This window comes from Corynebacterium callunae, assembly GCF_046592015.1.
Lineage (GTDB): Bacteria > Actinomycetota > Actinomycetes > Mycobacteriales > Mycobacteriaceae > Corynebacterium > Corynebacterium callunae_A.
Map to the genome: position 1 here is coordinate 1 of NZ_JAWVOB010000006.1, position 23,847 is coordinate 23,847.

The window sequence follows — 23,847 nt, forward strand, 5'->3', positions numbered from 1 at the left end:
GTGCACCCTTTTTTGGTGTTTGTGGGGTGGTGGTGGTGGGTGGGTGTGCCCTCTTACTCAGGGGTGGGCGGCGGGGAGAGGCGTCGAAAAGCAGCTTGGGTGGCGTGAATTAAAGCCAGTTCACGGGAGCGGGTTCAAAATTGCAAATAGGAAAGGACTAACCTGACCACTATGGCCCAGGATTCTCTTTTTGAAACGCCCGGGGCTTCAGAGGCCCCAGGACAGTCTTCAGGCAACCCGGTGGGGTGGCGAAGCTCAAAGGCGGCAGATCAGTATTTTCACCCCGGTGGCCATGCGCCGTTAGCTGCGCGGATGCGGCCCCGCACGCTTGATGAAGTCGTCGGTCAGCAGCACTTGCTTGGGCCAGGTAGACCATTGCGGCGGCTGATTGAAGGTAGTGGTGAAGCTTCGGTGATCCTTTATGGTCCGCCAGGGACAGGCAAGACCACGATTGCCTCGCTGATTTCTGCGGCGGCTGGGGATCGTTTCGTTGCTATGTCGGCGCTGTCGTCTGGTGTGAAGGAAGTCCGTTCTGTTATCGAACGTGCACGTATGGATCTGCAGCTGGGGCAGAAGACGGTGCTATTTATTGACGAGGTCCACCGCTTTTCAAAAACCCAGCAGGATGCGCTGCTCTCAGCCGTGGAAAATCGCACGGTCTTGCTGTTGGCTGCTACCACTGAAAATCCTTCCTTTTCGGTGGTCGCACCGCTGCTGTCTCGTTCCCTGATTCTGCAGTTGGAACCCCTAACCGAAGGTGATATTAAAACATTGCTGCAAAGAGCGCTTATCGACGAGCGCGGGCTCGGCGGGCGTATCACGGCCAGCGCGGAGGCAATCGATCAGCTGGTGCTGCTCGCTGGAGGAGATGCGCGACGTGGGCTTACTTATATTGAGGCGGCTGCGGAGGCGGTTGCCGATGGGGAAGAACTTGATCTCACCACAGTTAAAGAAAACGTCAATCGGGCAGTTGTGCGTTATGACCGCGATGGTGACCAGCATTATGACGTGGTGAGTGCGTGGATTAAGTCGATTAGAGGTTCAGATGTTGACGCCGCGCTGCACTATTTGTCGCGCATGATTGATGCGGGTGAAGATCCGCGCTTTATTGCGCGTAGGTTGGTGATTCACTCTAGCGAAGATATCGGCATGGCTGATCCAACTGCTATTCAGGTGGCCGTGGCCGCTGCGCAAGCAGTACAACTCATCGGTATGCCGGAGGCGCGGATCAATCTGGCACAAGCAACAATCCACCTGGCGCTCGCCCCCAAATCCAATGCCGTAATAGTGGCGATGGATAGCGCTTTAGCTGATATCAAACAAGGAAATATTGGTACCGTGCCGGCGCACCTTCGTGATGGCCATTATGAGGGTGCCAAGAAGCTTGGAAATGCTGTGGGATATGTCTATCCGCATGACGACCCGCGGGGAGTGGTGCGCCAAGACTATTTGCCGGAAAACCTTCGCGATCGGGTCTACTACCAGCCCAGTGAACATGGTGGTGAGAAGCGAATTAGTGAGTTTATTGGCCGGCTGCGCAGGATCATTCGGGGCGGCAAATAGCCCGGGTTGCTCATGAAGTAGACAGGGCAGGTAAACTTAGCTCTTGTCCAAATAACGGCGTGCGATTTTGCGTGCGCTGAAACTATTCGAGAAGTTCTAAGGCAGGATACCGCTGTGCAGACCCATGAGATCAGGGAGCGCTTCACTAATCACTTCGTTAAGGCCGGTCACCAGGCGGTACCAAGCGCGTCGTTGATTCTCGATGATCCAAACCTGCTCTTTGTCAACGCAGGCATGGTTCCCTTTAAGCCATATTTCCTTGGTCAGCAGACCCCACCTTTCGAGAATGGAACTGCCACCTCTATCCAGAAGTGTGTGCGCACCCTCGATATTGAAGAAGTTGGCATCACCACTCGCCACAACACCTTCTTCCAGATGGCCGGTAACTTCTCCTTCGGTCAGTACTTTAAAGAAGGCGCAATTACCCATGCCTGGACTCTGCTTACTGACAAGGTAGAAGACGGCGGATATGGCCTTGACCCAGAGCGCCTGTGGGTCACTGTTTACCTTGACGATGATGAAGCAGCCGAGATCTGGGAAAAGAAGATCGGTGTTCCTAAAGAGCGCATTCAACGCTTAGGAATGGCAGATAACTACTGGTCCATGGGTGTTCCGGGACCTTGTGGCCCTTGCTCTGAGATCTACTACGACCGTGGCGAGAAATACGGCAAGGACGGCGGCCCAGAAGCTGACGATAACCGTTACCTGGAGATCTGGAACCTGGTCTTCATGGAGAAGGAACGTGGCGCTGGCATCGGTAAGGATAACTTTGAGATCGTTGGCGACCTGCCAAAGAAGAATATTGATACCGGCATGGGTGTGGAGCGCGTTGCTTGCATCCTGCAGGGTGTAGAAAACGTCTACGAAACTGACCTTTTGCGTCCAGTGATCGACGTCGCTGAGACCTTGACCGGCACCACCTACGGTTCTGATAACACGGCTGACGTGCGCTTCCGCGTTATTGCGGACCACTCCCGCACCGGCATGATGCTCATCCTCGATGGCGTTACCCCAGGTAATGAAGGCCGCGGATACATCCTGCGCCGTCTCCTGCGCCGTATTATTCGCTCTGCTCGTCTGCTGGGTGCTACCGGTGAGACCATGGAGCAGTTCATGAACACCATCATGGACACCATGAGCCCGTCTTACCCAGAGATCGCTGAGAACCGCGAGCGTATCCTGCGCGTGGCTATCACCGAAGAGCGTGCATTCCTAAAGACCCTGGTCTCCGGCACCCACCTCTTTGAAGAGGCAGCGGAGAGCATCAAGTCTTCTGGTTCCACCGTGGTTGCTGGCGCTCAGGCATTCGCCCTGCACGATACCTACGGTTTCCCCATTGACTTGACCCTTGAAATGGCAGCGGAAGCTGGCCTGCAGGTTGATGTCGATGGTTTCGAGACCCTGATGGCGGAACAACGTTCCCGCGCCAAGGCCGATAGCCAGGCCAAGAAGCACGGCCATGCTGACCTCTCTATTTACCGCGAATGGGTAGATAACAACCCAACTGTGTTCACCGGTTTTGAGGAATTGCAGTCGCAGTCCAAGGTTTTGGGTTTGCTTGTCGACGGGGCCAAGATCAACGAGGCTGCTGAGGGACAAGAGGTTGAGGTTATCCTCGATCAATCCCCACTTTATGCAGAGTCCGGTGGACAGCTCGGTGACCGTGGACAGATCCTCATGGGGGATACTGTGTTGGACGTTCAAGACGTACAGAAGATCGGTAAGAAGTTGTGGGTTCACAAGGCTGTGGTGGCCAATGGTGGACTTGCAGTTGGAGACCAGGTGGTGGCATCCGTCGATAAGCAATGGCGCCACGCTGCACGCCAGGCACACACCGCAACCCACCTGATCCATGCGGCATTGCGACAGGTTCTGGGACCAACTGCCGTGCAGGCAGGTTCAATGAACCGTCCGGGCTATTTGCGTTTTGACTTTAATTACACTGAGCAGCTCACTCCTGCGCAGTTGGAGCAGATTCAGACCATCACCAATGAGGCTGTGGATTCTGACTGGACTGTGAACACCATTGAAACCTCTTTGGAAGAGGCTAAGGCAATGGGCGCTATGGCATTGTTCGGTGAAAACTATGGCAGCACCGTGCGCATGGTCGAAATTGGTGGACCATTCTCCATGGAACTCTGTGGTGGTACCCACGTGGCTCATTCTTCTCAGATTGGCCCAGTTGCCATGCTTGGGGAGGCTTCTGTTGGTTCAGGTGTGCGCCGCATTGAGGCCTACTCCGGCATGAACTCCTTTAACTACCTGGCTAAGGAGCGTGCGCTGGCTGAAGGTTTGGCTAGCTCACTGAAGGCTCCTTCCGAGGAACTTCCAGAGCGCGTGGCCCAGTTGGTGGACAAGCTAAAGGCTGCTGAGAAGGAAATTGAGGCTCTGCACCGCCAGCAGTTGATGGCACAGACCGCTGATCTACTGAACAATGCGCAGGATATAAAGGGTATTAGCACCCTGTTGCTGCGTGTTAAGGACGGCACCTCCGCAGGTGACCTGCGCACCATTGCGACCACCTTGAAGGATAAGCTGGGCGCTCGCGAGGGTGTCTTGGTGCTTGCTTCTGCCAATGATGACAAGGTTCCTTTTGTGGTTGCTGCAACCAAGGCTGCTGTGGAGCGCGGTGCGCATTCCGGTAACTTGGTCAAGCTTGTTGGTGGCTACATTGATGGACGCGGTGGCGGAAAGGCTGATTTGGCTCAGGGCTCCGGCGCAAATATTGCCGGACTCGAGGCTGGTTTTGCTGCCGTTCGTGAAGAAATTGAAGGTCTCTAAGCTCTAATGTGAGCCTGGTATTAAGCCGGGGTTCTCTTTTCAGAGGACCCCGGTTTTCTATTTAGTTGTTATTAATTGGCCCCGTGGACCGCCAAAAACTGAGTAATTCTCAGCGAAGGCGCGATAACATACGCGGACACACGCGGAAATAACCACCACGTGGCTGTGACCGGCTAGATTTGATGATGTGCCCTGGGACACGTTGGTCTTATGTACCAATCCCACGCGAAGTTTTCAGAAAGGTAAACCGGACTCTTATGAAGGTGAATCCTGATATTCCCGGCGTTGGGGACCCAGGTCCCGGCAGACGCCTTGGCATAGATGTAGGAACTGTCCGAATTGGTGTTGCGGCGTCGGACCGCGATGCTCGTTTGGCTATGCCGGTGGAAACAATCAAGCGGGAAACTGGACTAAAAGGACCCGATCTTGCAGATGTGGATCGGCTGCTGCAGCTAGTGCGTGAATATGCTGCGGTTGAGGTGATCGTCGGTTTGCCCACTGATCTCAAAGGTAATGGTTCGGCCAGTGTGAAACAGGCAAAGGAAATAGCTTTCCGGATCCGACGCCGGATTAAGAATGATGGCTTGCTCAATGAGGGTAAAGAAATCCCCGTTCGCTTGGGGGATGAGCGGCTAACCACGGTGGTGGCAACGCAGGCCTTGCGCTCCTCAGGAATTAGTGAAAAGGCAGGCCGCAAGGTTATTGACCAGGCTGCTGCCGTTGAAATTTTGCAAACCTGGTTAGATGGTCGCAACGCTAGGTTGAACGCGAGCTTGAAGGAATCAGTCCCTGGAACGCCCGAAGGCAACCAGGGCAACCAAAGAAACCAGGGAAACCAGGGAACACCTGCACCAAAACCAGTACCACCAGCCACTAATAAGACGTTTTTAGAAAATAGCTCTGACGAGAAGGGAAATCTCCCAGGATGACAAATATCCGAAACCGCCGGATGGAACCTGTTTATGTAAAGAGGCGTCAGCGTTTTATAGCTGTGGTTATTGCCGCGCTTATCTTGATTATTGGTGCCGTTATTTATATCGGAGTCGCTACTTCAAATAGAGGCTCACAGGACTATGAGGGCGAAGGAAATGGCGTGACCCAGTTGGTGGAGATCCCAGAGGGTTCCTCTATCTCGGAGTTGGGTCCTGAATTGGTGGAGCGCAATATTGTGGCTACCAATGAGGCATTCCAGACTGCGGCTAGCAATAATTCCAATGCTGGCAATGTGCAGCCTGGTTTCTTCCGCTTGCAGGAGGAGATGAGTGCGGCGGCAGCGGTGGAAGCACTGCTCAATCCGGATAATCAGGTTGATTTGCTCGATATCCATGGCGGTGCAACCTTGATGGATGTCACGGTGGTTGGCGGGGATACTCGTCAAGGTATTTACTCTCAGATTGCTGCGGTGACCTGTACCGAAGGCTCTGAGAACTGCATTAGTGCAGAGGCATTGCAGCAGGTGGCTTCCACAGTCGATCCCGCGCAATTAGGTGTACCTGATTGGGCTATTGCCGGAGTTGAGGCTCGTGGCTCTGATCCAAAGCGCCTCGAGGGCCTGATTATGCCTGGTCAGTATGTGGTTAATCCATCAAATGATGCCCAGGGAATCCTCACAGATCTCATTACTCGTTCCGCCCAGCAGCTAGCAGAGACTGATATTGTTGGCCGCGCGCAGGCAATTGGTCTGACTCCTTATGAGCTTCTCACCGCAGCCTCGCTGATTGAGCGTGAAGCACCAGCTGGCGATTTTGATAAGGTCGCCCGCGTTATTTTGAACCGTCTGGCTGCGCCAATGCAGCTGCAGTTCGACTCCACGGTGAATTATGGCCTTTCCGAGCAGGAGGTGGCTACCACTGATGCTGATCGTCAGACCGTGACCCCATGGAATACCTACGCAATGGACGGTTTGCCACAGACCCCAATCGCAGCCGTGTCCACCGAGGCATTGCAGGCAATGGAGAACCCGGCAGAGGGCAATTGGCTGTACTTTGTCACCATTGATACGGATGGCACCACCGTGTTTAATGACACCTTCGAGCAGCACCAGGCGGATACTGAGCAGGCGCTTAACAATGGCGTCCTGGATTCTAACCGCTAGAAAGATTTAAAAGCATGCAGGAGATCACACAGCGCGCAGCCGTCCTTGGTTCGCCTATTGAACATTCACGTTCGCCGATTTTGCACAATGCTGGTTACCATGCCCTCGGCCTCTCGCAGTGGAAGTACGGGCGTTTTGAGTGCACCGGCGAGCAGCTGGCTGAGCTGGTTGGCGGCGCGGATGATTCTTATCGCGGTTTTTCGGTGACCATGCCAGCCAAGTTTGCAGCTCTTGAATTCGCTACAGAAGTTACTTCACGTGCCCAGGCGATTGGCGCTGCAAATACTTTGGTGCGGATTAACGGTGGCTGGCGCGCCGATAACACCGATGTGGATGGCATTAAAGGTGCCCTTGGCGAGTTGCTCGGCGAGCAGGGTCTCGTCGATAAGCACGCGGTGGTTATTGGCGGCGGTGGCACCGCGCGCCCAGCTATCTGGGCGCTTGTGGAGGCAGGCGTGGCGCAGATTACGGTGGTCAACCGCTCTGACCGCAGTGCCGAGCTGGCCCCGCTTTTCGACGAAAAACCGACGGTTTTGAAGTTTATTGGCTTTGATGCCGATATCGCGGCGGCAACGGCGCGCGCTGCGGCGGTGATTTCCACTGTGCCTTCAGCTGGAATTGTTGGCCTGGAAGCAGCCATTGCGCAGGCTCCGGTGCTTGATGTGATCTATGATCCTTGGCCCACGCCTTTGGTCCTGGCAGCGCGGGCGGCTGGTTTTCCGGCAGTGGGAGGCCATGTGATGTTGGCTTATCAGTCTTTTGGGCAGTTTGAGCAATTTACTGGCCAGCCTGCGCCACAAAGTGAGATGCGGGCAGCGCTGGAGGAATCTTTAGGGATGACGCCGGAAATGTAGGTTGATCTCACCGTCAATCTCAGTTCGAATGACCTGGACGCCGTATACCGGCTCCAGGTTTTTTGCTGTCAGTACTCCATTGGGGGTGCCCCGCGCGATGATGCGGCCGTGGTCCAGCAAAATGAGCTGCTCACAGTAGGCAGCAGCGAGGTTGAGATCGTGCAGCACAATCACCGCGCTTTGGTTAAGGCTGCGCACCAGGTGGAGCACCTCGTGCTGGTAGCGGATATCGAGATGATTGGTGGGCTCATCCAACAAGATGTGGGTAGCCTCTTGCACCAACGCGCGGGCGATGAGTACCCGCTGACGTTCGCCACCGGAAAGCTCCCCAAATTTCCTTTTGGCCAGCTGCAAGGCCCCAACTTTTTTAAGCGCTGCCATGACCCGCTGTTGATCCTCAGTGGAGGTGGAGGCTAGAAAACGCTGATGGGGGAGCCTGCCCAATAAGACCAGCTCCGCCACCGACATATCCATCTCGGAAGTGTGTTCCTGCACCACTACCGCTATGGCCTTGGCGATCTGCCGACGGGGCAGGGTATTCAGGACGGCGCCGTCTAGCTGCACCTCGCCCGCATTTGTCTGCAGGGCACCATAGAGTGCGCGCAGCAGGGTGGTTTTGCCACTGCCATTGGGGCCGATGAGACCGAGAGTTCCTTGGTGGGGGATCTCGAGGGAGATGTCTTTGAGAACTGGTTGGGCGCCGAAGTAATGCGAGAGCTGCTGGGCTGTGATCATGGCTGGGTGGTTACCGGTTGGGTCTCTATAAAATCAATGATTTTTTCCAAACCATCAAGTGCCAGTGGAGAGGGTGGCTCTGCGAAGTTGAGGAAGAGCGGCAGCACGCGCTCGGTGTTGAGGGCTTGAAGGGCGTTGGCGCCTTGGAGGTTTCTTAGCTCCTCAACATAAGCTGCGGCATCGCCCTCGCTGTGCAGCACGATAATATAGTCCGGATTGCGGGAAATGAGCTCCTCGGCGGTGATCTCAAAAACGCGCTCGGATTGATCGGCAAAAACATTGTGCAGGCCAGCCGATTCCACCAAAGGGTTGGACATGGACCCGCGACCATAGGCGTACATCACGCCGCCACCGATGGTGGGGTAGAGCACGGCTACAGTTTTCTCCACTGAGTTTGCCGCCGAGTTAGTCGCTGAGTTAGCCGCTGATGTTTCAGCACTACCCAGCCCAGCCACGCCAATTCCAGCTGCGCGGGCTTCCAGCTCTGCAAGCCGCTGCTGCAAGGTGAAAGTCAAGCTTGCAGCTTGGTCTTTGTGGTCAAAAATAGTTCCATAGGTATCTATCTGGGACCACACATCATCAAAGGTGACATCGTGGTCAATGCTGCCACAGAAGGCGGGCTCATCAACCACCGGAATATTATTGCTGGCTAGCGTCGCACGGTTGATGGTGTCGGTTTCTCCAATCACTAAGTCTGGTTGTGCTGCCACTACAACCTCCTTGGAGATCAGCACATGTCCGGTGGCATCAACGCGCTCGCTCAAACTCGGAATTGCTGCGACTTTAGAGGCTAGTGGTTCCCGGTAATAGCCCGCGGGGAAAGCTCCGGCCTTAGCCACCACACGGTCTAGAACGCCCAGGCCGTCAAGGGTGGGAACAGCGGCGCTGTCCATTAGCGCTACCTTTTCGGGCGCTGCGTCAAAACTCACGGTGGCGCCACAGTTTTCCACTGAAATCTGTGCAGCGGACTCCGGTGTCTCTGACGCGCAAGCCCCCAGGCCTAGGGCGCAAATCAGGGTGGTGGCAAGAAGCGGTTTTTTCACAGTTTCCTTCAACGTTTTTAAGAGCCTTAGAGGTTAAGCCACAGACATTCTGCGGATCAGAATCAATAAAAATGGGGCGCCGATCAGCGCAGTGATAATGCCGATTGGGATTTCTTGTGGCGCCAGCAGCGTACGGGCGGCAATATCTGCCCAAATCAACAAGATCGCACCCAGCAAGGCGGCGATCGGCGCGAGCAGGCGGTGAGTTCCTCGCACAAGGCGGCGGGCCAGGTGCGGAATAACCAGACCAATAAAACCAATGCTGCCTGCCATAGCCACGATGGAACCCACCAGCAAGCAGGACACCAGCAACATCAAGATCCGCAGCCGATCAGGGGAAATACCCAGCGTAAGGGCGGTTTCATCGCCAGATTTTAGGGCGTCAAGCTGCGGTCCCCACAACATCAAAACCGCCAAAGAGCCAGCCACCACCAGGCAAATAAGCGCTAGTGGTCCGTCCCAAGCTGCCAGCCCCAGCGAGCCCAGCAGCCAAAACATCACCGAGCGGCTGCCCTCAGCCGAGCTGGAAGAAAAAATCAGGAAGCTGGTGGCTGCGGAGAGCAGGTACCCTACAGCGACCCCGGACATCAATAAGCGTATCGACGACAACCTCCCGGCGGCACGGGCAACACCAAAGATCAATGCGCTGGCTACCAAAGCTCCCACGAAGGCACTGCCCTGAAGGGCATAATCGCCAAAGCCTGCACCCACTCCAAAAAGGAGGGCGGCCGCTGCGCCACAGCTAGCTCCGGAGTTCACCCCCAAAACATAGGGATCGGCAAGGATATTGAGCACCAGTACTTGCATGATTACACCGGCCAAGGCGAGGCCAGCTCCCACAATGGCGGCGAGGACAATGCGTGGGGTCCGGATATCCCAGATGACGGCGTCGGCAAGCGTGTTGGTGAGTGGGCGTCCAAAGAAGTGGTGTCCCAGCACATTAGTCGCTTGGGCTAGGGAAGTTTCCGATGTGCCAATGAGGATTCCGAGCACCATACTTAAAGCTAGAATTGCCCCCAGGCATAGTGTCCAGGTGAGAGCTCGGCGTCGATGAGTGTCAAGGCCAAGCGAAGAAACATCTCCCGATGTTGGGCGAAGGAGCATGGGAGAAACCTTAACACTCAAACAACCAATTGACTATTAGCGAAAGGCGACAGCCATGGCGGATGAACAAGAACTCATGGATTTAGCTCAGCACTGGGCGCCGTTGTTTAAGCTCATGGGGGATCGCACACGCTTGAGCCTATTATTGGCCATGCATCATCGTGGGCCAGGGGAGGCTACGGTCTCAGAACTTGCGCAGCTGGTGGAAGTTTCCCTACCGACGGCATCGGCAGCGCTGGTCAATTTGGCTGAAAATAATATTGTGGAGGCCTCTAAAGAAGGCAGGGTTACTAGATATCACCTGGTGGATGAAGCAACTCATAAGCTGCTGCATCATCTTGGGGGCACCCACGCCCATTCTTAAGCTGAAAGTCGACGTCGAAAAGCGGGAACCTGCGGGCCTTAAAGCCAGTCCAACAGGGTATGACCCTTTTTCTTTTTGCGCTGTGGTGCGCGGTGTTGAGCTTTTATGATCTGCGGTGGCGGCGCCTGCCTAATTTTTTGACCCTGCCTGGGGCGGCGGTGATAAATGTGACGGCCGCGGTGCAGGATCCGCTGTGGATTGCGGGCGGGCTGGTGTGGGCGGGCTTGTATTTTATTACGGCGCTGGTGGTGGGTGGGATCGGCGGCGGAGATATAAAGTTTGCACTGGGCTTGGGGACGGTGGTCGCCAGCGCGGGGTTGGGGGCGCTGATGCTGGCGATTGTGGGATCTTCTCTACTTTCTGTCCTACTAGGTGGAATGGTGCGGGTGTATTCAAGGCATCCAGGCAGGTTATATATTCCCCATGGTCCCTCTATGGCTCTTGCCTCTACCTGCGCTTTTATTGTGTTTGAGGGCATTAATTGAGGTTTGAAGCACTAAAAGGGGTGGGCAGTATGCAGCGTCATCGCAGTTTCGTGCGATAATGCTAGGCATGCTTCGATGGACAACAGCTGGTGAATCACATGGCCAGGCGTTAATCGCCACAGTTGAGCACATGCCTGCAGGCGTGCCCGTGACCAAGGATGAGGTTTCGCACCAATTGGCTCGCCGCCGCCTCGGTTATGGACGCGGTGCGCGTATGAAGTTCGAGCAGGATGAATTGACCTTCCTCACTGGTATTCGCCATGGCCTCACCCTCGGCAGCCCCATCGCTATCATGATCGGCAATTCCGAATGGCCAAAGTGGACCACCATCATGTCCTCTGACGCGTTGGATATGGACGATCCAGAGAACGTGGCTGCAATGTCTTCGGGCCGTGGCGCCAAGCTCACCCGCCCACGCCCCGGTCATGCCGACTATTCCGGCATGCTGAAATATGGCTTTGATGATGCCCGCAATGTACTTGAGCGTTCCTCTGCTCGCGAAACTGCGGCGCGTGTGGCGGCTGCGACAGTGGCTCGTTCCTTCCTGCGTGAAACTCTCGGCGTTGAGGTGCTGTCACACGTCATCTCCATTGGTCGTTCCACTCCTTATGAGGGTGCAGCTCCAACCTTTGCCGATATTGAGAATATTGATAATTCTCCAGTGCGCGCCTTCGGCAAAGAAGCTGAAGAATCCATGATCACTGAGATTGAGGCCGCCAAGAAAGCGGGCGATACTCTCGGTGGCATCGTGGAGGTCATCGTTGAGGGCCTGCCAATTGGTTTGGGCTCTCATATCTCCGGCGAGGATCGCCTAGATGCGCAGCTCGCAGGTGCCTTGATGGGAATTCAGGCAATCAAGGGCGTAGAAATTGGCGATGGTTTCGAGGAAGCTCGCCGTCGTGGTTCTGAGGCCCATGATGAGATCTACCGCGATGAAAATGGTGTGCACCGCAGCAGCAACCGTGCCGGCGGCCTCGAAGGTGGCATGACCAATGGTGAATCCTTGCGTGTGCGTGCAGCTATGAAGCCAATTTCTACGGTTCCACGCGCACTCAAGACCATTGATATGGCAACCGGTGAGGCTGCCACGGGTATCCACCAGCGTTCCGATGTGTGCGCGGTGCCAGCGGCCGGCGTTGTTGCTGAGGCCATGGTTGCTTTGGTGCTGGCACGTGCGGTTCTACAAAAATTCGGCGGTGATTCCCTTGCGGAAACCAAGAATAATATTGCGAGTTACCTCACGGGACTTCAGGAGCGCATGGAGTTCTTAGATGAGCACTAACGAAGCCTTTGATGCAGTAACGGCCGATACAAGCCCTGCAGAGGTAAACCCTGTGGTGGAACCTGCCGAGGACCTCACCCCTTGCACTGAGACAGCAGGGCCCATCGTTGTTTTGGTGGGGCTACCAGGTGCTGGCAAGTCAACGATTGGTCGTCGCCTGGCTCGCGCTTTAAACACTGAGCTAGTTGATTCCGATGAGCTCATTGAAAAAAGTTATGGCAAAGCCTGTGGCCAGATTTTCACAGAGCTTGGCGAGCCAGCCTTCCGCGAAGTAGAGGCGGTCCAGGTTGCTGAGGCACTGAAGTCCACTGGCGTTGTTAGCCTCGGCGGCGGGGCGGTATTGACCGAATCAACCCGCGAACTGTTGAAGCACCACGAGGTGGTGTGGATCGACGTTCCGGTAGAGGAGGGTATTCGCCGGACAATCGGTGAGCGCACGCGCCCAGTCTTACAAGCTGCGGATCCAGTTCAGCACTATCGCAATCTGGTGGAAAAGCGCACCCCGCTCTATGAAGAGGTGGCGTCCTACCGCTTGCGTACCAAGGATCGTAGCCCGCAGCAGGTAGTTGCCGCGGTGCTGCATCATATTGAAAATCATTAAAATGTCGGGTGGTCGCAGGTGCTGCGTCCACCCGATTTCTTAAACTTTTTCTTAAGCCCTGAAGAACACATAAACAAAGGTCGTGCAAATGTGAATGCTCCACAAATTTTCAACACCGTCCACGTTAATGGCGCATCTCCTTATGATGTGACCATCGGTGCGCACCTGACGCAGTTGATTGTGGAGCGCATCAGCACCTCCGGCGCCGAGCAAGTGGCCATCCTGCACCAGGAACCTCTTAATGACATTGCTGCTGAGCTAGAGCGTGAAATCCAGGCTCTAGGCTTGAAGGTCTTACACCTTAACGTGCCAGACGCCGAGGCCGCCAAGACCTTAGAAGTAGCCGGGGCGTGCTGGGATCAGCTTGGCGACGCCGCATTCGGCCGCCGCGATGTCGTCATTGGCCTCGGTGGCGGGGCCGCAACGGACTTGGCCGGTTTTGTGGCTGCAGCCTGGATGCGCGGAGTGAAGGTCATTCAAGTTCCCACCACTTTGTTGGCCATGGTTGATGCAGCCGTCGGTGGCAAAACCGGTATTAATACTGCTGCCGGCAAGAACCTGGTTGGAGCTTTTCACGAGCCAGATGCAGTGTTCATTGATACCGAGCGCCTTAAAACCCTGCCGGATTCAGAGGTCATTGCAGGTTCCGCGGAAATTATTAAAACCGGTTTCATTGCCGATCCAAAGATCATCGAGCTTTATGAATCCGATCCGCAGGCCTGCCTGCAAAAAGAGGCTGCGGATTCCCATTTGCCGGAGCTAATTTGGCGTTCGGTGGCAGTGAAAGGTTCTGTGGTTGGCCAGGACCTCAAGGAATCCAGCCTGCGCGAAATCCTCAACTATGGTCACACCTTCGGCCATGCGGTGGAGCTGCGCGAGCACTTCCAATGGCGCCACGGCAATGCCGTTGCGGTGGGCATGATGTTCATCGCCAACCTCTCCCACAACCTAGGGCTTATCGACGCCTCCCTCCTCGGGCGTCACCGTGCGATCCTGGAGTCCATCGGGTTGCCAACCACCTATGAAGGCGGTGCCTTCGAAGAACTTTATGAGGGCATGACCAGGGATAAGAAGAATCGCGATGGGCATATCCGCTTTGTGGCGCTCACTGATATTGGGCAGGTAACCCGTATTGAAGGCCCTGCGCGTGAAGAGCTTATTGCAGCATATAAGGCAATCAGCGCAAAATAGATTTTACCCGTATTAATTTAAGGAGAGAACATGGCATTAGCAGATACTCGATTTTCAACTCGTAGGCGTGCTCTGGCGGCCAAACTCGCAGCGCAGCGAATTGATTCAATTCTGGTGACCAGTCCCATCCACGTGCGTTATCTCAGTGGATTTACCGGTTCTAATGGTGCATTGATTGTGAATAAGGATCTCTCTGCACATATCTGCACCGATGGTCGTTATACCACCCAAATCTCCGAAGAGGTGCCAGACATTGAGGCACTGATCGAGCGTAACTCGGCTGTGGCGCTGTTGAGCCAGGTTGCAGGGCCGCGTCGAGTCGCGTTTGAAGCTTCTCAAACCACCATCGCGGAACTTGAAGCGCTCCAGGGTGCGCTGCAGGAGGACGTCACCCTGGTGCCTGTCACCGGTGTGGTGGAGGCAATTCGCCTGCACAAGGATAATTTTGAGCTTGATCGTCTGCGCGAGGTTGCAGCTTTAGCTTCTCAGGCATTTGAGGATTTGTTGGCTGCCGGTGAGGTGGCCGAGGGTCGTACCGAGCGTCAGGTAGCTGCGGATTTGGAATACCGCATGCGCATGTTGGGTGCCGAGCGCCCCAGCTTTGATACCATCGTCGCCTCCGGTGTGAACTCTGCCAAACCACATCATGGCGCAGGCGATCGCGTGATTACCCACGGCGACCTGGTGACCATTGATTTTGGTGCGCACGCACGCGGCTTTAACTCCGACATGACCCGTACTTTGGTGATGGGTTCGGTCGGTGATTTTGAAGCCGAGATTTATGATGTGGTGCTGCGTGCGCAGTTGGCTGGTGTGGAAGCTGCCTATGCGGGCACTCCACTGGTAGAGATTGACGCTGCTTGCCGTTCCATTATTGAAGACGCAGGTTATGGCGAGTACTTTGTGCACTCCACCGGACATGGTATTGGCCTGGAAGTTCATGAGGCGCCCGGTGCTGCCAAGACCTCAACTGGCGTGCTTGATGCTGGTTCAACTTTGACCATTGAGCCGGGAATTTATGTCCCGGGCAAGGGTGGTGTGCGCATTGAAGATACGCTGATCGTCACCGAAGGTGCGCCGGAAATCATTACCAAAGTAAGCAAGGACCTTCGCATAGTGTAATCTGGGTGAGCTAAACAGACTTTTTCTCGTGGCCCGGTAAAAACTTGGGCCGTCGGGGGAGAGCACCCACACACGTTATCCATGAGGGAGATCACATCCGTGGCAACCACCGCTGATTTCAAGAACGGTCTTGTGCTCAAGATCGACGGCAAGCTCCAGCAGATCATTGAGTTCCAGCACGTCAAGCCAGGCAAAGGCCCAGCATTCGTACGCACCAAGCTGAAGGACGTTGTCTCTGGCAAGACCATCGACAAGACCTGGAACGCGGGCGTCAAGGTTGAAACCGCTACCGTCGACCGTCGCGACGTCACCTACCTTTACAATGATGGAACCTCCTACATTGTGATGGACGATAAGACCTTCGAGCAGTACGAGCTCAACCCAGAAGCTTTTGGCGATGCTGGCCGCTTCCTCTTGGAGAACATGCGCGTTCAGGTTTCCTTCCACGAGGGTGAAGCTCTCTTCGGCGAGCTCCCAGTTTCCGTTGATCTGCGTGTTGAGCACACCGATCCAGGCCTGCAGGGTGACCGCTCCACCGGTGGCACCAAGCCAGCAACCTTGGAGACCGGCGCTGAGATCCAGGTCCCACTGTTCATCGAAACTGGTAACGTACTCAAGGTTGATACCCGCGACGGTTCATACCTTTCCCGCGTTAACAGCTAAGATTCTTTTTAAAGAATCAACCCGAAACCCACAAGCCACATTTTGAGTGTGGCTTGTCCCTATTTGACAGGAACTAAGAGAACTCAACGTGAGCGAGCGTCAACACGACTACAAGCGCCATGGATCCCGCTATAAGGCACGCAGGCGTGCGGTAGATATCCTTTTCGAAGCGGAATCCCGCGATGTTGATCCCGTGGCCATTATTGAAGATCGCCACAAGCTAGCCAACGCTATTGAGCCAATTGTTGCCCCCGTTGCGGAGTACACCGAGGCCATCATCAATGGTGTAGCAGTGGAATTGGACACCATCGACGCCCTCCTGGAAGAGCATATTGCTGAGACCTGGACGCTTGGACGCCTGCCTTCCGTGGACCGCGCAATTTTGCGCGTGGCATGTTGGGAAATGCTCTACAACCCTGACGTTCCTGTCACCACCGCAGTGGTGGAAGCGGTAGAAATTGCTTCGCAGTATTCAACCGACAACTCCAGCGCTTATATCAACGCCACCTTGGACTCCATGGCCAAGAAGGTAGATATCTTGCGCGAGCGCGCTGCTGACCCACGGGCTGCTGCAGTGGTTCTTGATGATGACGACGCTCCAGTAGCTCCTTGGGATGACACCGTCTTTGACGAGGTTGAAACCCCTGAGGCTGCTGAGGTAGCAGAGGCGCCAGCGGCCGAAGAGGCCTCAGAGGCACCTGAAAACAAGTAGGTTTTAGGGTTTAGATAAAGGGGCTGCAACCAACAACGGTCGCAGCCCCTTTGGGGTTTCTAACCTTTGATAGCTAAGCGGATTTGCCCAATTCGCCGGCAGCTTTGGCTACTGCGTCCTGAATTGCCAGCACGTGATCAATAGCATTTTTTAGGCTGTCCGAAAGCTGCGCATTATTAAGTCCCGCGGCAATGAGAATATCTTTTTCGGCGCGGATAATGGCCTTTTCAATGCGGTCAACTACCACGGCCTTGGCCGCAAAGTTAAAACAATTTACTTGGTTGCAGGCCAAATGCCAGATGGGATTTCCATCGGCAGTGGAGGTTTCGGTGGGGCGGTCGGCACGTACAATGAGCACGGAGCCAATGACAGCGAACATGACATTGGTGCCGTTGAGGTTGGCGCTGGCAATTTGCGCCCCGGCGCTTTGATCATTGGACACTAAAAGATCAATGCCAAATTCCTTCATGATTAAAGAAACCCGGTCAATGGTTACCGGAATAGGCAGGGTGGCATTCGCGGGATTAGTGCTCATGGTGATCGTCCTTCCAGGTAACGAGCTCGGGGAATTGTTCTTCCAACCACTCAAAGCAGTGCACGATGGCATCAATGGAGCTCATCACAAAGGATCCCACCTGATTGTGGCTAAGTCCCTGGGAGGTGGTGATATTGCGCAGGGCGTTGATCGCTAAGGTGCCTTCATCCAGTTCAAAAAAGCGCAGGGTGGGTGCAAACTGGGTTAAATTCCACTCATTTGTGGCAGCAAGCACGGCTGCAGCTTTATCGGTGCTGGGGGCGCCGCGCCACATGGCTTCGATGGTGAGGGTGCCATCAACATTGATGAAACTAATGGCGGCGTTGATAAAGCCGGTGCGGATAACGGTGGAATCACTTACTTCTTCAATTCGATAATCAAGTTTTTCATCTTGAAGAATGGTGACCACCATGTCGAGGTTAAAGTCCTCGACAAGCTGAGTCGAGGTGGCATCAGGCACTGGAGAGTTTCAGTCCTTCCAAAAAGCGGGTTTTATTACTTGTCACCACACTACAGTTGCTCACCTTTGTCATTGCGCTTCCGTCGGAAATTGAGAATAGAAGACAGGATACTTTGCTCAATCTGCTCGGGATCTACCAGATTCGAGTCCGTTGGAGCTGCCCGCTTAGAAGCCTTACGCGCAGCCTTCAAATCAGCACGTTCCTGTTTGCGCTCGGCTTCAATTTCTAATTGCTGCGCGGCATCGGCGAGTTTTTCATGCCCCAACTCGTGAGCAATCGCCGCAGCAATATCGGTATAGCGGAAAGTATGTCCCAGCTTCTCCAACGCTGCCGGCGCGGTGCGCTGATCCGCCAAAGCCAATTCCTCCGCACCCTGGCTGCCGAGCAAAATCTTCGGCCCCAAAGTAGGAATCTGCAAAATCGCTGGACGGTGCAAACTACTAGCCAGCGCCTTGGTCATTTGCGCATTGGATACCGGGTTGGGGGCGACGGCGTTAATCGGACCAGAAACCTGCTTATCGACGATGGCACGGTAGTAGATATCAGTGAGGTCGTCCAGGGCAATCCAGCTAAACCACGAGGTTCCATCGCCGAACTTGCCACCCAATCCGGTTGAGAACAAGGTTTTGAGGAGGGGGAGCATGCCACCGCGGCCGCTAAGCGCGACCCCGGTGCGGATGAGGGCAACGCGCTTGCCAGCTTCACTGGCCGGAGCAGTGGCAGCTTCCCATTTGCGGCAAACTTCAGCCAGGAAATCATCACCAGAAGCGGAATCCTCGGTGAGGATTTCATCGCCACGGTCATGGCCATAAAAACCAATGGCAGAGGCGGAAATCATGGCCTCGCAGTTAGGGGAGGAGGCAACTAACTCTGCAAGCAGGCGAGTGGGCTCCACACGGGACTGCAAAATAGCTTCCTTATGGGTGTCATTAAAACGCCCCAAGATTGGCTCGCCCGCCAGGTGCACCAGAACGTCAATGTCCTCCAATAAATCAGCCGCGGGATTTTGCGGGTTCCACTGGCGTTGGCCCGGTTTGGGGTCATTGCGTACCAGCTGAATCACCTCATGTCCGCCGGTTTGCAGCTGGGCGGTGAGGGCACGGCCGACGAGGCCGCGTGATCCGGTGAGGGCAATCCTGCGGGGGGCGCCGTCGAAAAGCGATTTTGTTCTGTTGAGGAAGGAGAGATCCTGCAGGAGCTGATTTTGGCGGTAGGCAAACATGCCGGTCAGCGTGTTGGCGGGCAGGCGCGTGCTGACGGAATCGGTGATGAGGGTGCCGCCGTCTTGGTCGATGAAATTATGGACGTGGCGCCAATTGGCAAACGCTTTAACAGGCGCGGTGAGGCAGACGTCGGTGAAGCGCGAGCCGGCCATATATCCGGAGAGATCGTGGCGCGCGACCCATTTGAGGCCAGCGGGCAGGCTAAAGATGGTGGTGCCGTCGGCTAAGCGTGATGCTTGGACAATGGGGGTAAAGGGGACAAAAGGAGGGGTAAGACGCGCGACGGCGCCCGTGCGAGTATGCCAATCCCACACCTCTTCGCGGGGAAAAGGAATAAAATGGCTGGTAGTAAGACTCACAGGTACTTCTCCAAATCGGTGGATTTCGCTCCTCGGATCTTAAACCCGGGGTGCCTTACATCGAACAATTATTACAGTTTTGGCTGTCATGATGTAGTATCAGCTTTAGCATTGTGATGTTGCTAGATTGTCCACTTCACACTGCACCTTAAAAAACGGTGTTTCCTTAAGATCATAGTCAGCTTATGGGAACTCGGTGGCTTGCAGGTGTAGGCAGGGTGGGTAGTTAGCTAAATCACTTGAGGCTGTGATTTTTAGGTAATGGCCACTACGGTGGTCGTTGCAGAATTTAATGCAAGTTAGACATCCTTTAAAGGACCGCACAGAGAGGCGGGGAAGGAGGTCACGATGAGCGAAGGTTTAAGTACTGAGTTGGAACTCCTCAATGGAGATGACGTCAGTCGTACAATCGCACGCATCGCGCACCAGATTATTGAAAAGACCGCGCTTGATTCCGCAGGCGCGGAAAAGGTCATGCTGTTAGGAATCCCCTCAGGTGGAGTCCCGCTGGCCGAAAGACTCGCGGAAAAGATTGCAGAATTCTCCGGCGTGAAGATTGCCACCGGAGCCATTGATATCACCCTTTATCGTGATGATCTGCGCAATAAACCACATCGCGCCCTCCAGGCCACCTCTATTCCACAGGGCGGCATTGATAATGCCACTGTCATTTTGGTTGATGATGTGCTGTTTTCAGGTCGCACCATTCGCGCTGCCCTCGATGCCCTTCGCGATGTCGGGCGCCCCAACAACGTGCAGCTTGCTGTGCTGGTTGACCGCGGTCACCGCCAACTCCCAATTCGCGCCGATTATGTAGGCAAAAACCTGCCCACCGCACGTGCCGAGGATGTCTCGGTGCTGCTCAAAGAAATTGACGGTCGCGATGCCGTGACCCTCACCCGTCCAACCGAAGGGGACAACTAAATGAAGCACCTCCTCTCTATTGCGGATCTTTCCCGCGATGAGATTATTGGCCTTTTGGACGAGGCAGATCGTTTTAAGGAGGTGCTGGAGGGACGGGAAGTAAAGAAGCTGCCAACTCTGCGTGGCCGCACCATTTTTACGCTGTTTTATGAAAACTCCACCCGCACCCGCTCTTCCTTTGAAACCGCAGGCAAGTGGATGAGCGCCGATGTGATCAACATTTCTGCATCTTCCTCCAGCGTGAAGAAGGGCGAATCCCTTAAAGACACTGGCCTCACCCTGACTGCAATCGGTGCAGATGCCATCATTATGCGCCACCCAGCTTCTGGTGCAGCTCAGCAATTGGCTGAATATGTTGCTCCCGGTGGACATGGCCCTAGCGTTATTAATGCGGGCGACGGTGCCCACCAGCACCCCACCCAGGCTCTGCTCGACGCCTTGACCATTAGGCAGCGTCTGGGCCGTATTGAGGGCTTGAAGGTTGTCATTGTTGGTGACTGCCTGCATTCCCGCGTGGTGCGCTCCAATGTAGATTTGCTTTCCAAGCTGGGTGCTGAGGTTGTGCTTGTTGCTCCTCCAACCCTGTTGCCAATGGGCGTGGAAAATTGGCCAGTGCGTTTCTCCTATGACATGGATGCAGAAATTGCTGATGCTGATGTGGTCATGATGCTGCGCGTGCAGCAGGAGCGTATGCAGGGCGGTTTCTTCCCCTCGCACCGCGAATACGCCACCTTCTATGGAATGTCCAAAGCCCGCGAGGCGCGCCTGAAGGATTCTGCAATCATCATGCACCCAGGTCCGATGCTGCGCGGCATGGAAATTAACTTCGCGGTGGCCGATGCTCCACGCACTGCGGTATTGCAGCAGGTAAACAATGGTGTTCATATGCGCATGGCAGTACTTTTTGCGCTCGTTGCTGGCGTCGATGCCACGATCTAATCCCGAATCTGAGGCTGAGCTTTCTAACGCTGAGCTCAAGCTCGGCTCACATCTGGTGAAAAGGACTTAAATCTGATGGAAAACCAAGATCAATACCCAGCAACCGGTGCTTTGGCGCCGGCCGCAGCAGGAACCCTGCTCATTGAAAACGCACTTGTTTATGGCGAGGGCGAACCCACTAGCGTGCTGGTGCAAGATGGTGTGATCCGCGAGATCGCCCCTGCAATTACCTCCGTTGACCGCGGGGCAGTCGACCGTATTATTGACGCCCAGGGTGGAGTGCTGCTACCTGGATTCGTCGATATGCATGTGCATCTGCGCGAGCCAGGCCGCGAAGATACTGAAACCATTGCCACCGGCTCTGCCGCTGCTGCCAAGGGTGGATTTACCGCTGTGTTCACCATGGCGAATACCCAGCCTGTGATGGACCAGCCCGTTATTGCCGAATCCGTGTGGTTCAAGGGCCAGAACATTGGCCTTTGCGATGTGCACCCAGTCGGTTCTGTAACCAAGGGCTTAGCCGGTAAGGAACTCACCGAGTTCGGCATGATGGCACGCTCGGAGGCGAAGGTCCGCATGTTCTCCGATGATGGAAAATGCGTTGATGATCCACTAGTTATGCGCCGCGCTTTGGAATATGCAAAGGGCATGGACGTGCTCATCGCCCAGCACGCAGAGGACCACCGCCTCACCGAGGGTGCCACCGCACACGAGGGTGAAAATGCTGCTCGCCTGGGCTTGCGTGGCTGGCCTCGTGTGGCTGAAGAGTCCATTGTGGTCCGCGACGCCATCATGGCCCGCGATTATGGCAACCGCGTGCACATCTGCCACGCGTCCACCGAAGGCACTGTAGAGCTGCTGCGTTGGGCCAAGGGCCAGGGAATCCCAATCACCGCCGAGGTCACCCCGCACCACCTCACCCTCACCGATGAGCGCCTGGCCACCTACGACGCAGTCAACAAGGTGAACCCACCCTTGCGCGAAAGCCGCGACACCGAAGCCCTCAAGCAGGCGCTTCTCGACGGCACGATCGACGTGGTGGCCACCGACCATGCGCCACACGGCTCCGAAGACAAGTGCTGTGAGTTTGAAAACGCCAAGCCCGGCATGCTCGGCTTGGAGACTTCCTTGGCCATTATTGTGGATACCTTCGTTGCCACCGGCCTGGCTGATTGGCGTTTTGTGTCCCGCGTGATGAGCGAAAAGCCTGCGGAAATTACCCGTCTGCCTGGCCATGGCCGTCCAATTGCTGCCGGCGAACCAGCCAACCTCACTATTGTGGATCCTGGTCGCGCATGGACTGCGCATGGTGCGGAGTTTGCGTCCAAGGCAGATAACACCCCTTTTGAAGGCCAGGAATTCAGCGCCAAGGTTACCCACACCATTTTGCGGGGCAAGGTTACCTGTGACAATGGGGTAGTACCTGCCTAAGGCTTGGGCTGCTTAAGGCTAGGGTCTGGGCTTAGGACCGGGCTAGGTGTGATGTTTCAGTGGGGGTGTATTTAACGGCATCCACTGGCGTTGCATATCATGCAAAGTATTGAATAAACTTCATTCAGAGAATTCTCAACCCGCCCCTGAAAATTTAAGGGCACACACACGAAAGGCGACAGTAGTCACCGTGAGTACTAACACCAATGAGAACAGCTACCAAGGAGTAACCGAGATCGGATCCGTTCCGGCTTACTTGGTCCTCGCAGATGGCCGCACCTTCTACGGCTTTGGTTTCGGCGCTGTGGGAACCACCCTCGGCGAGGCAGTGTTTACCACCGCTATGACCGGTTACCAAGAAACGATGACTGACCCCTCATACCACCGCCAAATCGTGATTTCCACCGCTCCACAGATCGGCAACACCGGTTGGAACGAAGAAGATGATGAGTCCCGCGAAGGCAAGATCTGGGTTGCAGGCCTGGTTATTAGGGATCTTTCTGCTCGCGTCTCCAACTGGCGCGCAACCACCTCCTTGCAGCAGGAAATGGCTGATCAGGGTGTAGTTGGCATCGCCGGTATTGATACCCGCGCACTAGTTCGCCACATCCGTCAAGAAGGCTCCATCGCAGCGGGTATCTTCTCCGGCAAGGACGCTGAGCGCCCAGTTGAAGAACTGGTTGAGATCGTTAAGAACCAGCCTGCAATGTCCGGTGCCGACCTGGCCACCGAGGTATCCACTAAGGAGACCTACATCATCGAGGCCGAGGGCGAAACCCGCCACACCGTGGTTGCCTATGACCTCGGCATTAAGCAGAACACCCCACGTCGCTTTGCTGCGCGTGGCGTGCGCACCGTGATTGTTCCTGCAGAGACCCCTTATGAGGAGATCAAGCAGTACAACCCAGACGGCGTGTTTATCTCCAACGGCCCTGGTGACCCAGCAACCGCTGACACCATGGTGTCTATTGTCCGCGAGATCCTGGCCGAGGACATCCCATTCTTTGGCATCTGCTTCGGCAACCAGATCCTGGGCCGTGCCTTTGGCATGGAAACCTACAAGCTGAAGTTTGGCCACCGTGGCATCAACGTGCCAGTCAAAAACCACGTCACCGGCAAGATTGACATCACTGCTCAGAACCACGGCTTTGCGCTCAAGGGCGAAGCTGGCCAGGAGTTCGAAACCGATTTCGGTACCGCAGTTGTAACCCACACCTGCCTCAACGACGGCGTTGTTGAAGGTGTTGCTTTGAAGTCCGGTCGCGCATACTCCGTGCAGTACCACCCAGAGGCCGCCGCTGGCCCCAACGATGCAAGCCCCCTATTTGATCAGTTTGTTGAACTGATGGATGCCGACGCTCAGAAGAAAGGCGCATAAAA

Annotated in this window: 23 protein-coding genes; 17 read left to right on the forward strand and 6 right to left on the reverse strand. The window is 55.3% G+C overall.

What is annotated here, in order from left to right; all coding sequences use genetic code 11:
• The first annotated feature begins 171 nt into the window (after positions 1–171).
• From SFC07_RS07820 to SFC07_RS07840, 5 genes are all read left to right on the forward strand, one after another.
• Positions 172–1,563 (forward strand): replication-associated recombination protein A, encoded by a 1,392-nt coding sequence (locus SFC07_RS07820; RefSeq protein WP_411207681.1) that lies wholly within the window; start codon positions 172–174, stop codon positions 1,561–1,563.
• 114 nt (positions 1,564–1,677) lie between these two features.
• Positions 1,678–4,344 (forward strand): alanine--tRNA ligase, encoded by a 2,667-nt coding sequence (alaS, locus tag SFC07_RS07825; RefSeq protein WP_411207682.1) that lies wholly within the window; start codon positions 1,678–1,680, stop codon positions 4,342–4,344.
• 257 nt (positions 4,345–4,601) lie between these two features.
• Entirely contained in the window at positions 4,602–5,273 is a 672-nt protein-coding gene (gene ruvX, locus SFC07_RS07830; protein WP_411207683.1) for a Holliday junction resolvase RuvX, read from the forward strand.
• Entirely contained in the window at positions 5,270–6,439 is a 1,170-nt protein-coding gene (mltG, locus tag SFC07_RS07835; RefSeq protein ID WP_411207684.1) for an endolytic transglycosylase MltG, read from the forward strand. The genes ruvX and mltG overlap by 4 nt, the downstream gene beginning before the upstream one ends.
• A 14-nt stretch (positions 6,440–6,453) precedes the next feature.
• Positions 6,454–7,293, forward strand: coding sequence for a shikimate dehydrogenase (locus tag SFC07_RS07840; RefSeq protein WP_411207685.1), 840 nt, complete (start codon positions 6,454–6,456; stop codon positions 7,291–7,293).
• On the opposite strand, the gene SFC07_RS07845 is transcribed toward SFC07_RS07840, so the two are convergent.
• The 3 genes from SFC07_RS07845 to SFC07_RS07855 are packed head-to-tail and all read right to left on the reverse strand — an operon-like array spanning position 7,270 to position 10,175.
• Positions 7,270–8,028 carry an ABC transporter ATP-binding protein gene (locus SFC07_RS07845; protein WP_411207686.1) on the reverse strand — a complete coding sequence of 253 codons (759 nt, stop codon included), beginning with the start codon at positions 8,026–8,028 and terminating at the stop codon, positions 7,270–7,272. The two genes, SFC07_RS07840 and SFC07_RS07845, sit on opposite strands and share 24 nt — an antisense overlap.
• Positions 8,025–9,071, reverse strand: coding sequence for an ABC transporter substrate-binding protein (locus SFC07_RS07850; RefSeq protein WP_411207687.1), 1,047 nt, complete (start codon positions 9,069–9,071; stop codon positions 8,025–8,027). The genes SFC07_RS07845 and SFC07_RS07850 overlap by 4 nt, the downstream gene beginning before the upstream one ends.
• A 33-nt stretch (positions 9,072–9,104) precedes the next feature.
• On the reverse strand, positions 9,105–10,175 hold the full coding sequence (locus SFC07_RS07855) for a FecCD family ABC transporter permease (RefSeq protein WP_411207688.1): 1,071 nt from the start codon (positions 10,173–10,175) through the stop codon (positions 9,105–9,107).
• Between the two features lie 55 nt (positions 10,176–10,230).
• On the opposite strand from SFC07_RS07855, the gene SFC07_RS07860 reads away from it, so the two are divergent.
• From SFC07_RS07860 to nusB, 8 genes are all read left to right on the forward strand, one after another.
• Positions 10,231–10,539, forward strand: coding sequence for an ArsR/SmtB family transcription factor (locus SFC07_RS07860; protein ID WP_411207689.1), 309 nt, complete (start codon positions 10,231–10,233; stop codon positions 10,537–10,539).
• A gap of 59 nt (positions 10,540–10,598) precedes the next feature.
• Positions 10,599–11,024: a prepilin peptidase gene (locus SFC07_RS07865; RefSeq protein ID WP_411207690.1), complete on the forward strand. Its 426-nt coding sequence runs from the start codon at positions 10,599–10,601 to the stop codon at positions 11,022–11,024.
• Between the two features lie 67 nt (positions 11,025–11,091).
• Complete coding sequence (aroC, locus tag SFC07_RS07870; RefSeq protein WP_411207691.1) at positions 11,092–12,306, forward strand: chorismate synthase; 1,215 nt, start codon at positions 11,092–11,094, stop codon at positions 12,304–12,306.
• Complete coding sequence (locus SFC07_RS07875) at positions 12,296–12,907, forward strand: shikimate kinase (RefSeq protein ID WP_411207692.1); 612 nt, start codon at positions 12,296–12,298, stop codon at positions 12,905–12,907. The genes aroC and SFC07_RS07875 overlap by 11 nt, the downstream gene beginning before the upstream one ends.
• 90 nt (positions 12,908–12,997) lie before the next feature.
• The gene (gene aroB, locus SFC07_RS07880; protein ID WP_411207693.1) at positions 12,998–14,098 is read left to right on the forward strand and encodes a 3-dehydroquinate synthase; all 1,101 of its coding nucleotides are present in this window, start codon (positions 12,998–13,000) and stop codon (positions 14,096–14,098) included.
• 30 nt (positions 14,099–14,128) lie between these two features.
• Positions 14,129–15,220 (forward strand): aminopeptidase P family protein, encoded by a 1,092-nt coding sequence (locus tag SFC07_RS07885; protein ID WP_411207694.1) that lies wholly within the window; start codon positions 14,129–14,131, stop codon positions 15,218–15,220.
• 99 nt (positions 15,221–15,319) lie between these two features.
• Entirely contained in the window at positions 15,320–15,883 is a 564-nt protein-coding gene (gene efp, locus SFC07_RS07890) for an elongation factor P (protein ID WP_411207859.1), read from the forward strand.
• Between the two features lie 88 nt (positions 15,884–15,971).
• Positions 15,972–16,595, forward strand: a complete 624-nt coding sequence (gene nusB, locus SFC07_RS07895) for a transcription antitermination factor NusB (RefSeq protein WP_411207695.1) — start codon at positions 15,972–15,974, stop codon at positions 16,593–16,595.
• Positions 16,596–16,668: 73 nt separating this feature from the next.
• On the opposite strand, the gene SFC07_RS07900 is transcribed toward nusB, so the two are convergent.
• The 3 genes from SFC07_RS07900 to SFC07_RS07910 all read right to left on the reverse strand — a co-directional run bounded on the left by SFC07_RS07900 (position 16,669) and on the right by SFC07_RS07910 (position 19,173).
• A complete protein-coding gene (locus tag SFC07_RS07900) occupies positions 16,669–17,130 on the reverse strand; it encodes a hypothetical protein (RefSeq protein ID WP_411207696.1) in 462 nt (153 codons plus the stop codon).
• Positions 17,120–17,542, reverse strand: a complete 423-nt coding sequence (locus tag SFC07_RS07905) for a YbjN domain-containing protein (RefSeq protein ID WP_411207860.1) — start codon at positions 17,540–17,542, stop codon at positions 17,120–17,122. The genes SFC07_RS07900 and SFC07_RS07905 overlap by 11 nt, the downstream gene beginning before the upstream one ends.
• A 98-nt stretch (positions 17,543–17,640) precedes the next feature.
• Positions 17,641–19,173 (reverse strand): TIGR01777 family oxidoreductase, encoded by a 1,533-nt coding sequence (locus SFC07_RS07910; protein ID WP_411207697.1) that lies wholly within the window; start codon positions 19,171–19,173, stop codon positions 17,641–17,643.
• Positions 19,174–19,521: 348 nt separating this feature from the next.
• Between SFC07_RS07910 and pyrR the strand changes: the two genes are divergently transcribed.
• The 4 genes from pyrR (at position 19,522) to carA (ending at position 23,845) form a co-directional block, all read left to right on the forward strand.
• Positions 19,522–20,097 (forward strand): bifunctional pyr operon transcriptional regulator/uracil phosphoribosyltransferase PyrR, encoded by a 576-nt coding sequence (pyrR, locus tag SFC07_RS07915; RefSeq protein ID WP_411207698.1) that lies wholly within the window; start codon positions 19,522–19,524, stop codon positions 20,095–20,097.
• Complete coding sequence (locus SFC07_RS07920; RefSeq protein WP_411207699.1) at positions 20,098–21,036, forward strand: aspartate carbamoyltransferase catalytic subunit; 939 nt, start codon at positions 20,098–20,100, stop codon at positions 21,034–21,036.
• A gap of 75 nt (positions 21,037–21,111) precedes the next feature.
• Complete coding sequence (locus SFC07_RS07925; protein WP_411207700.1) at positions 21,112–22,467, forward strand: dihydroorotase; 1,356 nt, start codon at positions 21,112–21,114, stop codon at positions 22,465–22,467.
• Positions 22,468–22,657: 190 nt separating this feature from the next.
• The gene (gene carA / locus SFC07_RS07930) at positions 22,658–23,845 is read left to right on the forward strand and encodes a glutamine-hydrolyzing carbamoyl-phosphate synthase small subunit (RefSeq protein ID WP_411207701.1); all 1,188 of its coding nucleotides are present in this window, start codon (positions 22,658–22,660) and stop codon (positions 23,843–23,845) included.
• Positions 23,846–23,847 lie beyond the last annotated feature (2 nt).